This is a genomic window from Pseudonocardia sp. Ae331_Ps2, assembly GCF_001932405.1.
Classification (GTDB): Bacteria; Actinomycetota; Actinomycetes; order Mycobacteriales; family Pseudonocardiaceae; genus Pseudonocardia.
The window spans coordinates 2,682,313-2,696,430 of sequence record NZ_MCIM01000001.1 but is presented as its reverse complement, the minus strand read 5'-3'; the positions used below and the strand labels follow the sequence as shown (position 1 = coordinate 2,696,430).

Sequence of the window (14,118 nt, the reverse complement as noted above, 5' to 3'; positions counted from 1 at the left end):
CGGTTCAGCCCGCGATGTGCACGTCCAGCCCCGTCTCCCCCGGCCGGATGTGCGGGGCGAGCTCCCAGCCGCCGGTGTACTCCCCGGTGAACTGCGGCCGGTAGCGGATCGGGGCGTCGTCGAAGAGACCGTCGAGCCGCCGGAACAGGTCGGCCCGGACCGCGGTGAGGTCCTCGACGTGGTCGGCGCTCGGGAGCGCCCAGGGCGGGAGGACGTCCATCCCGGTGTAGGCGAAGGTGCCGTGCAGCAGGCCGAACAGCAGCTGATGCAGCTCGCCGGACATGCCGCGCGGCCCGATCGCGGCCGGACGATCGCCGAGGGTGGTCAGGACGAGCGCACGCCTGCCGATGAGGCGCCCCTGCTCGAACCGCAGGCGCCGGCCGGTGGCGGCGTCGGTCCCGAACGCGAACCCGTGGACCAGGACGCGGTCGAACCAGCCCTTGAGGATCGCGGGCATCCCGTACCACCACAGCGGGAACTGGACGACGAGCGCGTCGGCCCGGCACAGCTTCTCCTGCTCACGGGCCACCTCGGGCGCCTGCCGGCCCTCGAGGTACGCGGCCCGGGTGTCGGCTCCGACGCGGAACGTGCCGCTGTCGACGCCCCCGTCGCACGGCCGCAGGACCGGGTCCCAGTGCATCGCGTAGAGGTCGGACTCGACCACGTCGTGGCCGCGGGAACGCAGCCGGTCGACGCCGGCTCGTCGCAGCTCACCGTTCAGCGAGGAGGTTTCGGGGTGGGCGCTCAACCACAGGACGGACGGCATACTGCGATGGTCGACGCGCAGGGTCGACCTGGCCAGTACGGACATTTCTGTCGCTTGGGGGTTGTCGTGCGCCTGCCCGTGATCCGCGCGCTGGAGGTGTGCCCGGTCGAGGTCGCCGTGTCGGTCCTCGGGGGCACGTGGAAGCTGACGCTGGTCAAGCACCTGCTGGACGGGCCCCGCCGGTTCAACGAACTCGGCCGGCTCGTCCCCTCGGCGAACACGAAGACGCTGACCCGGCAGCTGCGGGAGCTGGAGAGCGACGGCGTCGTGCATCGGACCGTGTTCGCGGAGGTGCCGCCGCGGGTGGAGTACCGGCTGACCCGGCTGGGGCGGACCCTGGAGCCGGTGGTCGAGGTGATGGACCGGTGGGGGGCGGGGTTCGCCGAGGCCTACATCCGGGATGCGGCGGAGAAGGACCACGGACACCGCACCCAGGTCACCGGCCGGACCGGCCGTGCTGTCGGGTCAGGACCGTGGGGAAGCCTCTGATGCCGCCCTCGACGGGTGCGGTGGCCGCTAACCTGGACACCGACGGAAGGTCGTGCCTGTGTGCAACGGTGAACCCGACTCAGGCGTTGGCGGCGATGCGCTGCCGACTGCCGGGCCGGTCGAGGCGCCGGCCTCGGGGACGGTCTCGGCCGAGCGGCTCGTCTCGATGCCGGTGATGCGCGATGCGATGCTGGCGGTCGTCGCTGCCGTGAGCGCGATGCTGGCCGCACACGCGTTCCTCGACGAACGTGGCGCTGTCATCACGGCCGCCGTCGTGTACCTCGTGCTCATGGCTGTCGCCACGTGGCAGGCCGTGCGGGCCCGGCGGGCCCACCCCACCGGGTTCGATGAGCTCACCTTCCGCGAGCAGAACCGGATCGCCAAGGCCCACACCGATCCGCAACAGGTCGCCGATCTCCCGCCGCGGCTTCGCTCGGTGGCCGTCGCAGGGGCACGCCAGCACCTGCACTCGGTCCGGGTAGCCGGGCCATGGGCCGCGGCACTGATCCTTGTCTACGGCGCATTCAGTGCCTGGCGAGTGATCGACAACCCGTCCGGGGCCTCGGTCACCAACCTGATCATGCTGCTGGTCATGCTCGCCCCCGCGATTTCCTCCAGTACCAGGTACGAAGGTCGCGCGCGATCCTCGTGCGCATCGCTGACTCCCCGGGCCGGATCGGTGATTCACGAGCACCGTAGACCGTAAACGCCGTCCAACCTGCTGATCAGCTGGTTGATCCTGCCCAGCGTGGCGAGCCTGGGGCGGGTCGAACCGCCGACCTTCTACTTCTCAGGCACCGCGAGGCCCGGGCTGCACTTCGTCCGCCACCGGGTCGGCCAGGACCAGACCCGCTGCGACCGGGTGCGTTGCCGTCAGGGTCGTCATTCGAGACGCTCTGCGCCGCCAGATGCGACACTGGACAACCAAGGAGGTGGACGCCATGAGCATGCCTGCCGCGGGCGAGCAGCACGAGTTCGTGGTCGCACCGGAGCTGGCGGAGGTTGCCGAGCGCTTGGGCCTGCCCCTGCACACGGGAGACCGAGTCCGTTTCGAGGTGATCGAAGGCGGAGCCGCGCCGCCCACACCCCGCCGTCGCCTCGGCTGGCTGGGCAGCGTCGCCACTGGCGAGGGCGATCTCAGCGAGCGGGCCAAGGACGATATCCGCGACGGCATGGGACGCGAGTCCTGAGCGGGATCGTCGTCGACGCAGGCCCACTGATCGCCGGCTTCGATCGCAGCGACACGTGGCACGACCGTTACTCGGAACTGCTGACGACTCTGCCGGGTCCGCTACTCGTCCCGAGCACCATCGTGGCCGAGGTCTGCTACATGATCGCCCGCCACAAGTTCGGCGCGGAGGCGGAAGCAGCGTTCCTCCGCTCCTTCAGCGATGGCAGCCTCGTCCTCGCCGAACTCGTCGTCTCCGACTTCGCTCGGATGGCCGATCTGGTGGTGCGTTACGCGGACTTTCCGCTCGGAGGTTCCGACGCCAGCGTGATCGCCATCGCCGAGAGGCTCTCGCTCACCACGTTCCTGACGACGGACCGGCGCCACTTCGCCGCCGTGCGTCCGTCCCACGTCGAGGCGTTCACTCTGCTGCCCTGACGTCCGCTGCCTCACGGTTGCCGTCAACCGGGGAGATCGGGACGGCGCTGAGCGGAGAATTTGCTGTTCAGAAGGTGTGGCCAGGGGCGGGGTCGAACCGCCGACCTTCCGCTTTTCAGGCGGACGCTCGTACCAACTGAGCTACCTGGCCCCGGCCTCCGGGAAACCGGAGATCCAGAGAGTGGAGCGACCCAGACGGGACTCGAACCCGCGACCTTCGCCGTGACAGGGCGACGCGCTAACCAACTGCGCCACTGGGCCTTGCTCTTGCGAGAAGCATCGTATCCGACACCTCTCCCGGTACCCCCAACGGGATTCGAACCCGCGCTGCCGCCTTGAAAGGGCGGAGTCCTAGGCCGCTAGACGATGGGGGCTGGGACCAGACCCGTGGGCCTCGACCTTCCCTCAACGGCTGTCCGTTGGGAGTGAGTAAACCTTACGACACCGGCCCGGGGGACCCTGCAACCACCCCCCGGTTCCGGCATCGCCGCAGGTCAGCGAGCCACGGGTGGCGGCTGTTCCGGGTTGCCGGAGATCAGCCCCAGCATGTCGAGCAGCTCGCGCAGGTCCTCGGAGTCGTCGGAGTTCCGTGCGACGACGAGCCGGGCGCGCTGCACCTGCTCGTCGGACACCTTGAAGGCGTCGGCCGCGTTCCGCGGCGCCGGAATGGAACTGGTGTCGTCGTCGATGCCGCGCTTCGCGCCGATGGTCACGAGGCCTCCCCGTAGGCCGTCAGGACCTGCTCCGGGCACGTCCGGTGGGGCGCGCCGCGAGCCGGTGTCCGTCGGTACCGCCACGTGCTGTGGCTGTGACCAAGACGTTACCCATCGTGTGTGGACCCTGCACGCCCCTTCCCGGGTGACGGCCGGTCACGCGGAGCTGCGGAGGGCGGGTGCGTCTCAGCGATCCGGGGAGGTCCGGCAGGGGCTGCCGGACAGCTCCCCGACCGGCACGGATGCCGCCAGCGCCCGGTACCCGGCGGGCGACGGGTGGAGCCCGTCGCCGGAGTCCAGGTCGGGACGGAGCCGGAGCGGGTCACCCGGGTCGCCCAGTGCGGCGGCCGCGTCGATCACCCCGTCGGCCCAGCGACGGCCGTCCGAACGGAGCCAGTCGTTGACCTCGTCCCGGGCCGCGACGGCCGACGGTGCGGCGCGACCACCGCTGGCCGACGGCGGGATGGTGGTGAGGAACACGCGCAGACCGTCGGCCCGGGCCCGCTGGGCGAACTCCTGCATCCCGGCGACGAGGTCGCCGCCGGCCGCGCCCGCGGCGAGGTCGTTGGTCCCGACGAGCAGCACCACGTCGCGTACACCGGGGACGGCGGCCACGTCGTCGTCCCAGCGGGTCGACGGCGCGTCGCCGCCGGCCGGCGGGTCGTCCTGCAGCAGCTGGTTGCGCGACAGCCCCGCGTTCAGCACGGTCATCGGCCGGTCGCCGCCCGCCGCGGACAGCCGGGCGGCGAGCTGGTCGGGGAAGCGGTCGTCGCCACCGGGGGTGGAACCCACGCCGTCGACGAGGGAGTCCCCGATCACGAGGACCGCGCCGTCCGGACGGGGCGCCAGCACCTCCAGCCCGGTCAGCACCGGCCAGGACTGCAGGGTCGTGTCGAAGCCCGCCGCGTCCGGGGCCGCGGTGCGGTCCCCCGGCCCGGACAGCCAGGCGGTGCGCATCGCGACCGGGTGCGAGCCGATCGTGCGCGGCACCTCGGCGAGGAACAGGCTCACCGTCAGCGGCACGCCCGCCGCGGCGGCCACCGGAGCGGGGTCGGTCAGCACCTCGGCGCCCGCCGGGATGTCGGCCACGGGCGCGCCGCCGACGGTCAGCGGGACCGGCCGGGTCACCGCGGCACCCGGACCGGTGGTGCCGACGGTCATCGCCGCGATCCGCAGTGGCCCGTCGCCGTGCCGGTTGGACAGCCGCAGCCGCAGCTGCTCCCCCGCGGCGCCGGGCCGCACCACCATCCGCAGCGTCCGACCGGCGAGGCTGTCGCCGGGGACGGCCTGCTGCGCGGCGTGCCAGGCGGCGGTCCAGCCGGGCGTGCACGTCGTCGCCGCGACGGCGGCCGGGACGACCGCCGGGGCCGGGCCGCAGCCCACGGCGACGAGTCCGGCGAGCAGCGTTCCGAGCACCGCCGTGCCGGCGGGCCCGCGCCGCGCACGCCACCGGACCGCACCGTCGTCGGGCCGCACCGGCACCGCCTCTCCTCCACGCGCCCCGCCCGCGGATCGGACGGGTGCCCCATGCGCTGTGTCGAGCCGTCACCCGATCACGTTACGGATCCGTCCGGTCACACTGCGACGATCGGCGCCCCGTGGTCGGCGAGCGGCCTCCCCCTCGGGATCGGTCCTGCCGGGCGAGGGCTGCGCACTGTCGGTGCCCCGTCCTAGGGTCGTCGGCGACACGAGGGGCGGCCACCGTGGGCCGCCGGGATCGCCAGGGGAAGAGGACGACGGTGACCGCCTACGAGGAGATCTTCCGTTCCAGCGTGGACGACCGTGAGGGCTTCTGGCTCCGCGCGGCCGACGGGATCGACTGGGACGTCGCCCCGACCCGCGCGCTCGACGCGTCGAACCCGCCGTTCTACCGCTGGTTCCCCGACGGGGAGCTGAACGTCGCGTACAACGCACTCGACCGGCACGTCGACGCCGGGAACGGCGACCGCACCGCACTGGTGTACGACTCACCGGTCACCGGGTCGCGGCGCACCTACACCTACGCGGAGCTGCGCGACGAGGTCGCACTGTTCGCGGGCGTGCTGCGCGACCAGGGCGTCGGCCACGGCGACCGGGTCGTCGTCTACATGCCGATGGTCCCCGAGGCCGCGATCGCGATGCTCGCCTGCGCCCGCCTCGGCGCCGTCCACTCGGTGGTCTTCGGCGGGTTCGCCGCCAAGGAGCTCGCGGTCCGGATCGACGACGCCGGACCCAAGGTCGTCGTCTCGGCGTCCTGCGGCATCGAGGGCAAGCGGGTCATCGAGTACAAGCCGCTGCTCGACCGGGCGATCGAGCTGTCCGAGCGCAAGCCCGCGTCCACGGTGATCCTGCAGCGCGAGCAGGCCACCGCGCGGCTGGGCCCGACCGACGTCGACTGGGCCGAGGCCGTCGCCCGCGCCACGCCGGCCGACCCGGTCCCGGTGAAGGCCACCGACCCGCTCTACGTGCTCTACACCTCCGGCACCACCGGCAAGCCGAAGGGCGTGGTGCGCGACTCCGGCGGCTACGCCGTCGCCCTGGCCTGGTCGATGCCCAACATCTACGACGTCGGCCCCGGCGAGACGATCTTCACCGCGTCCGACGTCGGCTGGGTCGTCGGCCACTCCTACATCGTCTACGCGCCGCTGCTGGCCGGGGCGACGACCGTGCTCTACGAGGGCAAGCCGGTCGGCACGCCGGACGCCGGCCAGTTCTGGCGGGTCGTCCAGGAGAACGGGGTGAAGTCGGTCTTCACCGCGCCCACGGCGTTCCGGGCGATCAAGAAGGAGGACCCGAAGGGCGAGTTCCTCGCGCAGTACGACGTCTCGTCGCTGACGTACCTCTTCCTCGCCGGCGAGCGCCTCGACCCCGAGACGCACCGCTGGGCCTCGGACCTGCTCGGCATCCCCGTCATCGACCACTGGTGGCAGACCGAGACCGGCTGGCCGATCGCGGCCAACCCGGCGGGCATCGAGCTGCTGGAGATCAAGCCCGGCTCGCCGACCCGGGCCATGCCCGGCTGGGACGTCCAGGTCCTCGACGAGCGGGGCAACCCGGTCGAGCCCGGTGTCGACGGCGCGATCGTGGCGAAGCTGCCGCTGCCGCCCGGCGCCTTCCCGACCCTCTGGAACGACGACGAGCGCTACGTCAGCTCCTACATGTCGGCGTTCGAGGGCTACTACCTCACCGGCGACGGCGGCCACCTCGACGCGGACGGCTACGTCTTCGTCATGGGCCGCACCGATGACGTCATCAACGTCGCGGGCCACCGCCTGTCCACCGGCGGGATGGAGGAGGTCCTGGCCTCGCACCCGGACGTCGCGGAGTGCGCGGTGATCGGCGTCGCGGACACCATGAAGGGGCAGATCCCGCGCGGGTTCGTGGTGCTGAAGTCCGGCGTCGACAGCGACGCGGAGGGCTACGAGGACGGGCTGCGCGCCGAGCTCGTGCAGATGGTGCGCGACCAGATCGGCGCGGTCGCCTCGCTCAAGGACGTCGCGATCGTCCCCGCCCTGCCCAAGACCCGTTCCGGCAAGATCCTCCGCAAGACGATGCGCGGGATCGCCGACGGTGTCGAGGAGCCGGTGCCCTCCACCATCGACGACGCGTCGGTGCTGGACACGCTGCGTCCGGTGCTGCGCAGGGAGTGAGCGCTCTCCATCGGGTGGTCCGGAGGCGTTCCGCTTGACCCGGATCACCCGATGGCGGTAACGGCGGGCGGCCGCGTCCCGATGGTTGGTCGACGGCCGCTGCCGCTCCCCGGCATCCTTCCGCGCGGTCGTCGACGTGGAGGTGTGCGTGGACTCGGCGCGACTGCGACTCGCGGCACTGGCCGCCCCGGTGGCGCTCGGCGTCGTGCTCGGTGTGGCCGCGATGCTCGAACCCGACGACGTGCGCATGCCGTCGGTCGGCAACATCCCGGTGACCACCCGGGCGACGACCGCCCTCCTCACCGGGATACCGCACACCACCCCGCCGCCGACGCCCGTGCAGGCCCGCGCGAACCTCGCTCCGCAGCCGTTGCCGACCGCCGCCCGGACCGGCGACAGCCGCTGACCTGCAGCCTTCCCGGCCGAGGAAGGGAAGCATAACCGCAGGTCAGGGGGCCCTCAGTCCTGCGGCGTCGACCCGACGGGGGCACCATGGGTGCCATGAAGGTCATCGTGGATTTCGACCGCTGCGAGAGCAACGCGGTCTGCATGGGTGTCGCGCCGGAGGTCTTCGAGGTGCGTGACGACGACTACCTCTACATCCTCGACGAGAACCCGGCCGAGGCGCTGCGGCCGAAGGTCGAGGAGGCGGCACGGAGCTGCCCGAAGGCCGCCATCACGATCGAGGACTGAGCCCCGGCGGTCGAGGGGCGAAGCAGCGGCACGAGCCCCGGCGGTCGAGGGGCGAAGCAGCGGCACGAGCCCCGGCGGTCGAGGGGCAAAGCAACAGCGCGCCCCCGGCGGTCGGCGGTCGGAGCAGCAGGTTGCCGGGTACTCCCCGCGGCGAGCAGGATCGCGGCGACGAGTGCACCGCCTGCGAAGGAGCCGACCGTGACACAGGGCGCGACGACCGACGTCTGGACCACCCCGCTCACCCCGCTGGCCTTCCTGGGCCGCTCGGCCGAGGTGTTCGCGGAGTCCACGGCGATCGTCTACGGCGACCGCAGGTACACCTACGCCGAGTTCGCGGCGGAGGCGACCCGGGTGGCGAACGCACTGGCCGCGTCGGGCGTCGAACCCGGTGACCGGGTCGCCTACCTGCTGCCGAACGTCCCGGAGATGCTCGTCGCGCACTTCGCGGTGCCGCTCGCGGGCGCGGTCCTGGTCGCGATCAACACGCGCCTGTCGACCGAGGAGGTCCGCTACATCCTGGACCACTCGGCGGCCACGGTGCTGGTCGTCGACGCCGTCCTGTACGAGACGGTCCGCCCGGTCGCCGACGAGCTGGCGACGGTCCGCGAGATCGTCACCGTCGTCGACCCGGCGGCGCCCGGCGACGGCGTCGGCTCCGGTCTGGGCTACGCCGACCTGCTCGCCCGCGGTTCGGACGCCCCGCGGCCGTGGGCCGTCGACGACGAGCGCGCCACCATCACGATCAACTACACCTCGGGGACGACCGGCAACCCGAAGGGCGTCGAGTACCACCACCGCGGTGCGTACCTGAACTCCTTCGGCGAAATCGTCCACTCCGGGCACAGCGCGGACAGCGTCTACCTGTGGACGCTGCCGATGTTCCACTGCAACGGGTGGTGCACCCCGTGGGCGGTGACGGCGGTCGGTGGCACCCACGTCTGCCTGCGCGAGGTTCGCGGCGACACCATCTGGCGGCTGATCGGCGAGCACGGGGTCACCCACCTCAACGGCGCCCCGACCGTCGTCACGACGATCATGAACGCGCCCGAGGCCGTCACCCTGGACTACCAGCTGGTGATCACCACGGCCGGGGCGCCGCCGTCGCCGACGACGATCCTGCAGATGGAGCGGATGGGGTTCCGGATCGTGCACGTGTACGGGCTCACCGAGACCTATGGGCCGTACGCGGTGAACCAGTACCAGCACGCCTGGGACGACCTCGACGGCGAGGAGCGGGCCCGGCTGCAGGCCCGCCAGGGCGTCGGCATGGTGTGCGCGGACCGGGTGCGGGTGGTCGACGAGCAGATGGCCGACGTCCCCCGCGACGGCGCCACGATGGGCGAGATCGTGATGCGCGGCAACAACGTCATGAAGGGCTACCACCGCGACGAGGAGAAGACCGCGGAGGCGTTCCGGGGCGGCTGGTTCCACTCCGGGGACCTGGGGGTCGTGCACCCCGACGGGTACGTCGAGCTGCGCGACCGGGCCAAGGACGTCGTGATCTCCGGTGGGGAGAACATCTCCACCGTCGAGGTCGAGCAGGCGATCGTGTCGCACGACGCGGTGCTGGAGGCCGCCGTCGTCGGGGTGCCGGACGAGAAGTGGGGCGAGGTCTGCAAGGGCTTCGCCGTGCTCAGGGCAGGCCGTTCGGCCGAGCCGCAGGAGCTCATCGACCACGTCAAGACGAAGATCGCCCGCTACAAGGCGCCGAAGTACGTCGAGATCGTCGACGAGCTGCCCAAGACCTCCACCGGCAAGGTCCAGAAGTTCGAGCTGCGCGAGAAGGAGTGGGCAGGTCGCGGGAGCTCCCGCATCCAGGGATGACGCATATCGGTTAGCGTTGCTGAACGTGAGCATCGCAACCGAAACGGGCACGACGGACACCGCGGCACCGTCCGCCTTCCGCGTCGCCACCGGCGCGGTCATCGTGACGACGGCGTCGGTGCTGCCGGTGTTCCTCACCGGTGCCCTGGCGGTGCAGCTCTCGCGCGACCTGGCCTTCGACCCGTCCGGGCTGGGGCTGGTCGTCGCGCTGTACTTCGGGGTGAGCGCGCTGTGTTCGCTGCCGGTCGGGATGGTCGTCGAGCGGTTCGGGTCGCGGGTGACCAGCCGCATCGCCGTCGTCGGGGCGGCGGTGCTGATGGCGGCCCTGGGGCTGGGCGCGCGGTCCTACGTCGCGCTCGTCGTGCTGCTGCTCTGCGGCGCCTGGTGCAACGTGATGGGCCAGCTGTCGTCGAACCTGACGCTCGCGCGCTCGGTGCCCGCGCACCGGATGGGGCTGTCGTTCGGGGTGAAGCAGGCCGCGATCCCGGCGGCGACGCTGCTGGCCGGGCTGGCCGTCCCCGCGGTGGCACTGACCGTGGGCTGGCGCTGGGCCTACGGGATCGGCGCCCTGCTGGCCCTCGCCGCGCTTTTCGCCTGCCCGCGGGCCGACGCCCGGCCGCCGGCCCGCGCCGGGAAGGGTGACCGGGCGACGGGCGCGCTCGCGGTGATCGGCGCGGCCTCCGGGCTGGCCGCCGGGACCGCGACGGCGCTCGGCATCTTCCTGGTCGCGTCGGCGGTGGACCGAGGGATCGACCCCGGTCTCGCCGGGCTGGTGCTGACCCTCGGCAGCGTCGTGGGCCTGTCGGCGCGGTTGCTGCACGGGTGGCTGGCGGACCGTCGCACCGGTGGCCACGTGGCCGTGGTGGCGGCGAGTCTCGCGTCCGGCGCGATCGGTTTCGTGCTGCTCGCCGTCCCGGGGACGCCCGCACTGGTCGTCGGCGTGGTGCTGGCGTTCGGGCTCGGGTGGGCGTGGCCGGGCCTGCTGCAGTTCGCCGTCGTGCGGCTCAACCCGTCCGCCCCGGCCGCGGCGACGTCGATCGTGCAGGTCGGCGTCTACGCCGGCGGCTTCGCCGGGCCGATCGTCTTCGGCTCGCTCGCCACCCACGCCGGCTTCCCGACCGCGTGGACGGTCAACGCCGTCGTGATGCTGGTGTCGGCGGCGTTGATGCTGGTCGGGCGCCGGATGCTGATCGCGCACGCGCGGCGCTGAGCGGAAACAGGGCCGAATCTGTCAGGGTCGTGGTGCACAGTGGCGTCCGCTCACGTCGTTCGAGGGGGACTTCACGATGCCGGACGCGATCCGCGCCACGGGACTGGTCAAGACCTACGGGTCGTTGCGGGCACTCGACGGGGTGGACCTGTCGGTACCGGAGGGGACCGTGCTCGGCCTGCTGGGCCCGAACGGCGCCGGGAAGACCACGGTCGTCCGGGTGCTGACCACACTGCTGACACCGGACGCGGGCACGGCCACCGTCGCCGGCGTCGACGTGCTGGCCGACCCCGCCGCGGTGCGCAGCCGGATCGGCCTGTCCGGGCAGTACGCCGCGGTCGACGAGTACCTGACCGGTTTCGAGAACCTGGAGATGGTCGGGCGGCTCTACCACCTGGGGCGTCGCCGGGCCCGGGACCGTGCCCGCGAGCTGCTGGCGGACTTCGGCCTGACCGACGCCGCGGACCGGCCTGCCCGCACCTACTCCGGCGGGATGCGCCGCCGACTGGACCTGGCCGGGGCGCTCGTCGCCGACCCGCCGGTGCTGCTGCTCGACGAGCCGACCACCGGGCTGGACCCGCGCAGCCGCAACGACCTGTGGGACGTGATCCGCGGGCTCGTCGCACGCGGGACGACGCTGCTGCTCACCACCCAGTACCTGGAGGAGGCCGATGCGCTGGCCGACGAGATCGTGGTCATCGACCACGGCCGGGTCATCGCCCGCGGCACCGCGGACCAGCTGAAGTCCCAGGTCGGCGGGGAGCGGCTCGAGGTGACCGTCAGCGCGGCCGCGGACCTCGACGCGACCGCCGCGCACCTGGCTCCGCTCGGCGTCGGCGAGGCGGTGCTCGACCGGCACCGCCGTTCGCTGACCATGCCGGTCAGCGGCGGGGTCGACGTGCTGCGCGCCGCGCTGGACCGGCTCGCCGACTCCGGCACCAAGGTCGACGACGCGGGGCTGCGCCGCCCGACGCTCGACGACGTCTTCCTCACCCTGACCGGGCGCCCCGCCGACGAGGCGGACCAGGCCGAGGAGCCGACCCCGTGAACGCCGCCGCCACCATGCTCGCCGACGCCTCCGTCGTCGCGAAGCGAAACCTGATCAAGATCAAGCGGGTCCCGGACCTGCTGGTCTTCACGACCCTGTCCCCGATCATGTTCGTGCTGCTGTTCGCCTACGTCTTCGGCGCCGCGATCGACCCGACCGGCGGCGGGGCCGGGTACCGCGAGTTCCTGATGGCCGGGATCTTCGCCCAGACCGTCATCTTCGGGGCCACGAACACCGGCGCCGGGCTCGCCGAGGACGTCAAGAAGGGCATCATCGAGCGGTTCCGGTCGCTGCCGATGTCGTCGTCGGCGGTGCTGACCGGCCGGACCCTCTCCGACGTGGTGAACAACCTGATCGTGCTGGTGGTGATGTCGCTGACCGGGCTGCTGGTCGGGTGGCGGATCCACACCTCGGTCGGGGAGGCGCTCGCCGGGTTCGCCGTGCTGATCGTGTTCGCCTACGCCTTCTCCTGGGTGATGGCGTTCGTCGGGCTGCTCGTGCCGAGCCCGGAGGTGGTGAACAACGCCTCGTTCGTCGTGATCTTCCCGCTGACGTTCCTCGCGAACACCTTCGTGCCGCTGAACTCGCTGCCCGGCCCGCTGCGGGTGTTCGCCGAGTGGAACCCGGTCTCGGCGGTGACCGCGGCCGCACGGTCCCTGTTCGGCAACGACGGCGCGATCCCGGCGTCCGCGTCCGTCTCGGACGCCTGGCCGCTGCAGCATCCGGTGCTCTACGTGCTGATCTGGTCGGTCGCGATCGTCGCGGTCTTCGCGCCGCTGGCGAGCTGGCAGTACCGGCGGGCCGCGAGCCGCTGACGGCACCGCTGCCGACAGCACTGCCGCCGGCCCCGGCGTGCCGGGCCTGGCGGCAGGGCCGGCGACCCGAGCCCGGATGGGGAGGCCCTCCCCTGGCGTCCCCGGGGAGGGCCTCGTCGTCCGTCGGGACGCTCGTCGTGTGTGACCACTCCAGCGACTGCGGGAGCACGTCGCTGGGGAGCGTCCCGGCGTACGTGTGGGGGTCAGCCGACCTGGTTGAGCCAGGCTCCACGGCTGCTGGAGAAGTCCATCGCGTCGTAGAGCAGGACGTACTGTCCGGTCGCGCCGCTCGGCCGGTCGAAGCAGACGGTGCCGGTCATGGTGCCGCCGGGCGCCAGCTGGCCGGCGGTGAGCAGCGTGTCGGAGCCGAGCAGTGTCGTCATCAACGCTGCACCGTTCGGGTCCTGGAGCTTCCAGTCGAAGCCTCCGTTGAACGACTCCGTGCCGGATCCGGTGTTGGTGTAGGTGACGTCCGAGCACAGGGTCTGGCCGATGGGCGAGTCGCCCGGCGTCAGCGGGCTCGCCGCGATCTGCAGGTTCCCGACGGTCAGCGTGCCGCCGGCGTCGCCGACCACGTCGTCGGCGGTCGCACCGGGAAAGGCTCCCGCCGCGTCGCCGGAGGCCGCCGGCGGGGTCCCGGTCGAGGAGGCCGTCGGCAGGCCGGACACCGCGGCGGCGAACACCGAGGCGTAGAGGACACAGATGACCAGCCCGACCGCCGAGAGCACCGTGCCCGCGATCGCGACCCCACGGTTGTCCGCACGGCCCCGGCTCGCCCGGACGACACCGAGCACGCCGAACAGCAGACCCAGTAGCACCAGCGGCCAGGCGATCACCCCGATGAACGGGATGAAGGAGAACAGCAGGCCGAGGATCCCGAGCACCAGCGCGGTGACGCCGAAGCCGTTGCGCGGCGCGACGGCCGGGGCGGCGACGGCCGGGGCCGCGGTGCGCTGCTGCGGGACGGCGGTGCGCTGGGCCGCGCTCGGCCAGGGCTGGGCGCCGGCGGGCGCCTGCTGCTGCGGCATCCCGCCCGGGTTGGTGCGCCCGAAGGGCGGTCCGCCGAAGGGGACGTCGGGGTTGCCGTCGTAGTACGGGTTCGGGTACCCGCCGGAGTGCTGCGGCCGGGGCTGGTGGTGCGGCGCCCGGCCCTGCGGCGCGGCGCCGCGCGGGTCCTGCGCGTACTGCTGCCGGTGGTGTCCGGGGCCCTGGGGGCCCGGGTACTGCTGCGGGACGCGGTGCGGGCCGGACTGCTGCTGCGGCGGGCCGGAGAGGTCCGGGGCACCGTGGCGGTTCTGCGGAGTGGTCACGTCACGGCTGTCGCG

General features: G+C 72.6%; 15 protein-coding genes and 3 tRNA genes. 11 read left to right on the top strand and 7 right to left on the bottom strand.

Going from position 1 to position 14,118, the window contains the following annotated elements:
* Positions 1 to 4 precede the first annotated feature (4 nt).
* Complete coding sequence (locus Ae331Ps2_RS12915) at positions 5 to 766, bottom strand: NAD(P)H-dependent oxidoreductase (protein WP_075308678.1); 762 nt, start codon at positions 764 to 766, stop codon at positions 5 to 7.
* A 66-nt stretch (positions 767 to 832) separates the two neighbouring features.
* On the opposite strand from Ae331Ps2_RS12915, the gene Ae331Ps2_RS12910 reads away from it, so the two are divergent.
* The 4 genes from Ae331Ps2_RS12910 to Ae331Ps2_RS33225 all read left to right on the top strand — a co-directional run bounded on the left by Ae331Ps2_RS12910 (position 833) and on the right by Ae331Ps2_RS33225 (position 2,861).
* Positions 833 to 1,255 carry a helix-turn-helix domain-containing protein gene (locus Ae331Ps2_RS12910; protein WP_249265248.1) on the top strand — a complete coding sequence of 141 codons (423 nt, stop codon included), beginning with the start codon at positions 833 to 835 and terminating at the stop codon, positions 1,253 to 1,255.
* A 58-nt stretch (positions 1,256 to 1,313) separates the two neighbouring features.
* The gene (locus tag Ae331Ps2_RS12905; RefSeq protein WP_075329731.1) at positions 1,314 to 1,961 is read left to right on the top strand and encodes a hypothetical protein; all 648 of its coding nucleotides are present in this window, start codon (positions 1,314 to 1,316) and stop codon (positions 1,959 to 1,961) included.
* 235 nt (positions 1,962 to 2,196) lie between these two features.
* Positions 2,197 to 2,445, top strand: coding sequence for a hypothetical protein (locus Ae331Ps2_RS33230; protein ID WP_170916996.1), 249 nt, complete (start codon positions 2,197 to 2,199; stop codon positions 2,443 to 2,445).
* A complete protein-coding gene (locus Ae331Ps2_RS33225; RefSeq protein ID WP_254864917.1) occupies positions 2,358 to 2,861 on the top strand; it encodes a type II toxin-antitoxin system VapC family toxin in 504 nt (167 codons plus the stop codon). The genes Ae331Ps2_RS33230 and Ae331Ps2_RS33225 overlap by 88 nt, the downstream gene beginning before the upstream one ends.
* A gap of 77 nt (positions 2,862 to 2,938) precedes the next feature.
* Here the strand turns inward: Ae331Ps2_RS33225 and Ae331Ps2_RS12895 are convergent.
* The 5 genes from Ae331Ps2_RS12895 to Ae331Ps2_RS12875 all read right to left on the bottom strand — a co-directional run bounded on the left by Ae331Ps2_RS12895 (position 2,939) and on the right by Ae331Ps2_RS12875 (position 5,056).
* A tRNA-Phe gene (locus Ae331Ps2_RS12895) sits at positions 2,939 to 3,012 on the bottom strand.
* 36 nt (positions 3,013 to 3,048) lie between these two features.
* Positions 3,049 to 3,122: transfer RNA gene (locus Ae331Ps2_RS12890), tRNA-Asp, on the bottom strand.
* Positions 3,123 to 3,162: 40 nt separating this feature from the next.
* A tRNA-Glu gene (locus Ae331Ps2_RS12885) sits at positions 3,163 to 3,235 on the bottom strand.
* 120 nt (positions 3,236 to 3,355) lie between these two features.
* Positions 3,356 to 3,574: a hypothetical protein gene (locus tag Ae331Ps2_RS12880; RefSeq protein ID WP_020622469.1), complete on the bottom strand. Its 219-nt coding sequence runs from the start codon at positions 3,572 to 3,574 to the stop codon at positions 3,356 to 3,358.
* A gap of 186 nt (positions 3,575 to 3,760) precedes the next feature.
* On the bottom strand, positions 3,761 to 5,056 hold the full coding sequence (locus Ae331Ps2_RS12875; protein ID WP_075308680.1) for a GDSL-type esterase/lipase family protein: 1,296 nt from the start codon (positions 5,054 to 5,056) through the stop codon (positions 3,761 to 3,763).
* A 257-nt stretch (positions 5,057 to 5,313) separates the two neighbouring features.
* Here Ae331Ps2_RS12875 and Ae331Ps2_RS12870 point away from each other — a divergent pair, with 257 nt between their 5' ends.
* From Ae331Ps2_RS12870 to Ae331Ps2_RS12840, 7 genes are all read left to right on the top strand, one after another.
* Positions 5,314 to 7,203 (top strand): propionyl-CoA synthetase, encoded by a 1,890-nt coding sequence (locus tag Ae331Ps2_RS12870; RefSeq protein WP_020622467.1) that lies wholly within the window; start codon positions 5,314 to 5,316, stop codon positions 7,201 to 7,203.
* Between the two features lie 148 nt (positions 7,204 to 7,351).
* Positions 7,352 to 7,609, top strand: a complete 258-nt coding sequence (locus Ae331Ps2_RS12865; RefSeq protein ID WP_139318847.1) for a hypothetical protein — start codon at positions 7,352 to 7,354, stop codon at positions 7,607 to 7,609.
* 95 nt (positions 7,610 to 7,704) lie between these two features.
* Positions 7,705 to 7,896 (top strand): ferredoxin, encoded by a 192-nt coding sequence (locus Ae331Ps2_RS12860; protein ID WP_043276655.1) that lies wholly within the window; start codon positions 7,705 to 7,707, stop codon positions 7,894 to 7,896.
* Positions 7,897 to 8,094: 198 nt separating this feature from the next.
* Positions 8,095 to 9,720 carry an acyl--CoA ligase family protein gene (locus Ae331Ps2_RS12855; protein WP_075308682.1) on the top strand — a complete coding sequence of 542 codons (1,626 nt, stop codon included), beginning with the start codon at positions 8,095 to 8,097 and terminating at the stop codon, positions 9,718 to 9,720.
* Positions 9,721 to 9,745: 25 nt separating this feature from the next.
* The gene (locus tag Ae331Ps2_RS12850) at positions 9,746 to 10,930 is read left to right on the top strand and encodes an MFS transporter (protein WP_233147402.1); all 1,185 of its coding nucleotides are present in this window, start codon (positions 9,746 to 9,748) and stop codon (positions 10,928 to 10,930) included.
* Between the two features lie 76 nt (positions 10,931 to 11,006).
* Entirely contained in the window at positions 11,007 to 11,978 is a 972-nt protein-coding gene (locus Ae331Ps2_RS12845; RefSeq protein ID WP_020622752.1) for a daunorubicin resistance protein DrrA family ABC transporter ATP-binding protein, read from the top strand.
* Entirely contained in the window at positions 11,975 to 12,793 is an 819-nt protein-coding gene (locus tag Ae331Ps2_RS12840; protein WP_371335638.1) for an ABC transporter permease, read from the top strand. The genes Ae331Ps2_RS12845 and Ae331Ps2_RS12840 overlap by 4 nt, the downstream gene beginning before the upstream one ends.
* 203 nt (positions 12,794 to 12,996) lie before the next feature.
* On the opposite strand, the gene Ae331Ps2_RS12835 is transcribed toward Ae331Ps2_RS12840, so the two are convergent.
* The gene (locus Ae331Ps2_RS12835) at positions 12,997 to 14,103 is read right to left on the bottom strand and encodes a DUF4190 domain-containing protein (protein WP_075308684.1); all 1,107 of its coding nucleotides are present in this window, start codon (positions 14,101 to 14,103) and stop codon (positions 12,997 to 12,999) included.
* Positions 14,104 to 14,118 lie beyond the last annotated feature (15 nt).

Coding starts and splice junctions, on each gene's coding strand:
- Ae331Ps2_RS12915 (WP_075308678.1), bottom strand. CDS start 766: ATGCCGTCCGTCCTGTGGTTGAGCGCCCACCCCGAAACCTCCTCGCTG.
- Ae331Ps2_RS33230 (WP_170916996.1), top strand. CDS start 2,197: ATGAGCATGCCTGCCGCGGGCGAGCAGCACGAGTTCGTGGTCGCACCG.
- Ae331Ps2_RS12860 (WP_043276655.1), top strand. CDS start 7,705: ATGAAGGTCATCGTGGATTTCGACCGCTGCGAGAGCAACGCGGTCTGC.
- Ae331Ps2_RS12845 (WP_020622752.1), top strand. CDS start 11,007: ATGCCGGACGCGATCCGCGCCACGGGACTGGTCAAGACCTACGGGTCG.